Origin of the sequence: Nocardioides sp., from assembly GCF_036503465.1 — a bacterium.
Taxonomy (GTDB): Bacteria; Actinomycetota; Actinomycetes; order Propionibacteriales; family Nocardioidaceae; genus Nocardioides.
Window position 1 is genome coordinate 1 of the sequence record NZ_DASXWU010000036.1, and the last position, 3,342, is coordinate 3,342.

Consider the following 3,342-nt stretch of genomic DNA (forward strand, 5'->3'; position numbering starts at 1 on the left):
TTGCTGAACTGGGACGCGCCTGCGGGTGCTCGTGGCGGTGTGCCGGGGCGAGACTGTGGCCATGGGCAACTTGTCGCCCGAACTCACCGGGCCGGTCCAGCTCGAGCTGGCCAAGGCGATTGAGCAACTGCCAGGCGAGCACGGCATGACCGGCGAGTCACGCTTCGAGTTGAAATGGGACGGGTTCCTTCACTGAACTCGTCAAGCGCACCGGCAGCGCCCGTGCCGTTGTAGCCCGTGCCAAGCTCACTTGGCTGGTCGACGACAAGCCCCGTGATGCTTGTGATGTCAGGATCGGCTCGCGTCGGCGAGGTAGGCGTGGACAGCGGAGACCACCACTGAGCCTTCGCCGACGGCCGAGGCAACTCGTTTGACCGATCCGGCGCGTACGTCGCCCACGGCGAACAACCCGGGCAATGACGCATTGAACCCCTCCCGAGTCACGACGAAGCCCTTGCCGTCGAGCTCCACACCTGCTCCGTGCAGCCAGTTGGTGCGTGGCTCCGCGCCGATCATTAAAAAGAGACCGGCGGCGTCGAGTCGGACAGTGGCCTCCTGGGCGTGGTCTCGCCACATCACACCTGTCAGCCGCGTCGCTCCACTGACCGCGCAGAGCTCCGCACGGGGATGGACGGTGACGCGCTCATGGTGAGTCAGACGCTGCGCGAGGTAGGCCGACATTGTCTCTCGCAGATCGTCCCGCCGGATCAGGATGTGGACGTGAGCGGCGTGCCGGGTCAGGAACAGAGCGGCTTGGCCGGCCGAGTTGGCGCCCCCGATAACCACGGCGTTCTGGTCTGAGACGACCTTGGCCTCGAGGTCGCTCGCCGCGTAGTAGACGCCCCGCCCCTCGAGGTCGGCCAGCCCAGGCACGTCCAGACGTCGATAGCGAGCCCCACTGGCAATGATCACGGCCGTCGCGTCGATGTCGTGCTCGTCGTCAAGGCGGACGCGGAAGCCTGAAGCCGTCTGGGTCAAGCCCGTGACCGATCGGGGCGAGACCAGCCGGGTTCCGAACTTGACGGCCTGCATCATCGCTGCCCGCGCCAGCTCGGTCCCGGACACGCCTCGTGGAAAGCCGAGATAGTTCTCGATCCGCGAGGAGCTGCCCGCTTGACCCCCGATGGCAACGTCTTCCACGACAACCACGTCGAGGCCCTCGGATGCCCCGAAGACCGCTGCCGCCAGGCCCGCTGGTCCGGCGCCGACGACGAGCACGTCGCATCGAGTGTTGTCGGCAAGGCCCCACAAGTCGATCCCGAGCGCGCTGGCGAGATCGCGCGTCGTCGGCGCGGTCATGACCCTTTGCTCGCCGGTGACCACGGCCGTACCCGACGCGGGCAGCGCGGTCGTCTTCGTCAGCTCGGCCCACGCCACGGGGTCCGAGCGCAGCACGGTCCGGTAGGGGATCTGGTTGCGTCCGGCGAACTCCTGGAGCCGGTGCAGATCGCGGTCGTCGTCTCCGGCGAGGACGAGACCGCCCTCGCCCCTCCTCGTCAGGAAGAGCCGTCGGGCGTCGAGCGCGGACAGCACAACGTCGCTCAGCTCGGCCGAGATCTCCACGAGTCGCCGCAGCTCCCCAAGGTGCACCCGGAGAACCACAGTGCCGGTCATGGCGACACCTTGAAAGACGGATCGCTGGCCCATGAACATGCCCAACTCGCCGACGAAGTCGCCTGGCTCCACGACCCAGACGACCCGGTCTTCCCGACGATCTACCAGGAGCAGCCCTCCGGCGAGCACCAGGTACAGGTCGTACGGGTCTCCGGCATCCCACAACAACTCGCCAGCTTCGGGGCGCAGCTCTTCACCGCCCGATCGGAGCAGGCTCAGCAGATGCTCGCTCAAGACCGGCCACGCCAGCTCGTCGGCCTCGTCCCGTCGGCGTCGCGACGAGTAGTGGGTCATCTCGTCGGGAACCGGGATGCTGGTCATGGGTCTCCTTCGCCTGACTGACGGCATTCTCTGCTGAATTGCTCACTACTTCTGGAACGCTCAGCTTCAGGGTCCGCACCAGGGGCGTCGCAACGAGACCCGGCCGTGCCCTTCTCAGCGGTGGCGGGGGCGCGGCAGCAAGGCGAATGCGCTCTCCGCGATCGAGGTCAGGCGGGCGGGGCTGTGGCCGTAGGCGCCTACGACGTCGGTGCCGCGGACGATGGTCAGCAGAAGGTATGCGAGGTCGTCGGGGTCCGCGTCGGGGTCGAGGTCGCCGTTGCGCTGTGCCGCTCGCACACAGTCGGCCACTGCCGTCATCAGCACGGAGAAACAGTCGTTGGCCAGGCGTTTGACCTCGGAGTCGGAGGCGCCGACTTCCATGGCCATCTTGGCGGCGAAGCAGGCCGCCGCCGCCCGGTCAGGGGCGGGGGGTACGTCGGCGGCGAGTGGCACCCCGTGGACGGCGCGGAGCAGGTACGCGTGCAGTCGTTCCATGGCGCTCTCGTCCGGTCCGGCGAGCGCCTTCGGTGCACCTTGCGCCAGCCGGGTGAAGTACACGGACATCGCCTGGTGCAGCACGCCGTGCTTGCCGTCGAACGTGGCGTAGAGGCTGCCGCGGCCCATGCCGGTGGCAGCGCTGATGTCGTCGACGCTCGTGCCGTTGTAGCCCGTGGTGCGGAACTGCCGTTCGGCGGCGTGCAGGACGTGGTCGCGGTCGAAACTTCGTGGTCTCGCCATACGGAGAAGGTAGCTCCAACGCGTCGTTCTTGACAACTCAGTACAGAACTGGCTACGTTTCTGACAGTTCAGTACATAACCAGTCTGTGTTTGCAGGACCGCGACGCCGCGAAGGCGGCTTGGAGGTTGAAGTCATGACCGAGGGAACGCCCGTCGGCGAGGATTCCGCGAGCGACGCACTGCCCGAGGGGGCCGTCGACGTGGTGGTGATCGGCGGCGGCGGCGCGGGGCTGAACGGTGCGTTGATGCTGGCCCGCTCCCGCCGCTCGGTCGTCGTGATCGACAGCGGCTCGCCGCGCAACGCGCCCGCGGAGGCCGTGCATGGCTTGCTGGCCTTGGACGGCACCCCGCCGTCGGAGGTTCTTCGGCGGGGCCGGGAGCAGGTGCGTCAGTACGGCGGACGCGTCGTGCACGACGAGGTGGTCTCGGCTGAGCCGGCCGCCCCGTCGGCGGACGGGGACCTGCGGTTCAGCGTCACCCTGGCCGACGGCCGCAGCATCACCGCTCGCCGCATCCTGGTGGCCACCGGGCTCACGGATGTGCTGCCGGAGGTGCCTGGGCTCGCCGAGCACTGGGGGCACAGTGTGGTGCACTGCCCGTACTGCCACGGCTGGGAGGTGCGCGATGAGCCCATCGGCGTCCTCGCCACCGGCCCGGCCTCCATCGGCC

Annotated in this window: 4 protein-coding genes; 2 read left to right on the top strand and 2 right to left on the bottom strand. The window is 68.3% G+C overall.

What is annotated here, in order from left to right; all coding sequences use genetic code 11:
- The first annotated feature begins 61 nt into the window (after positions 1–61).
- Complete coding sequence (locus tag VGK78_RS06105) at positions 62–196, top strand: hypothetical protein (protein ID WP_331526631.1); 135 nt, start codon at positions 62–64, stop codon at positions 194–196.
- 92 nt (positions 197–288) lie between these two features.
- Here VGK78_RS06105 and VGK78_RS06110 read toward each other — a convergent pair whose 3' ends face one another.
- Together VGK78_RS06110 and VGK78_RS06115 are read right to left on the bottom strand one after the other, a co-directional pair.
- The gene (locus VGK78_RS06110) at positions 289–1,848 is read right to left on the bottom strand and encodes an FAD-dependent oxidoreductase (RefSeq protein WP_331526632.1); all 1,560 of its coding nucleotides are present in this window, start codon (positions 1,846–1,848) and stop codon (positions 289–291) included.
- A 201-nt stretch (positions 1,849–2,049) separates the two neighbouring features.
- Positions 2,050–2,673 (bottom strand): TetR/AcrR family transcriptional regulator, encoded by a 624-nt coding sequence (locus VGK78_RS06115; RefSeq protein ID WP_331526633.1) that lies wholly within the window; start codon positions 2,671–2,673, stop codon positions 2,050–2,052.
- Positions 2,674–2,807: 134 nt separating this feature from the next.
- Here VGK78_RS06115 and VGK78_RS06120 point away from each other — a divergent pair.
- Positions 2,808–3,342, top strand: a 535-nt coding sequence (locus VGK78_RS06120) for an NAD(P)/FAD-dependent oxidoreductase (protein ID WP_331526634.1), incomplete at its 3' end; no start/stop codon positions are given.

Excerpts from the sequence above, each read along its gene's own strand:
- VGK78_RS06105 (WP_331526631.1), top strand. The coding sequence starts at position 62 with ATGGGCAACTTGTCGCCCGAACTCACCGGGCCGGTCCAGCTCGAGCTG.
- VGK78_RS06115 (WP_331526633.1), bottom strand. The coding sequence starts at position 2,673 with ATGGCGAGACCACGAAGTTTCGACCGCGACCACGTCCTGCACGCCGCC.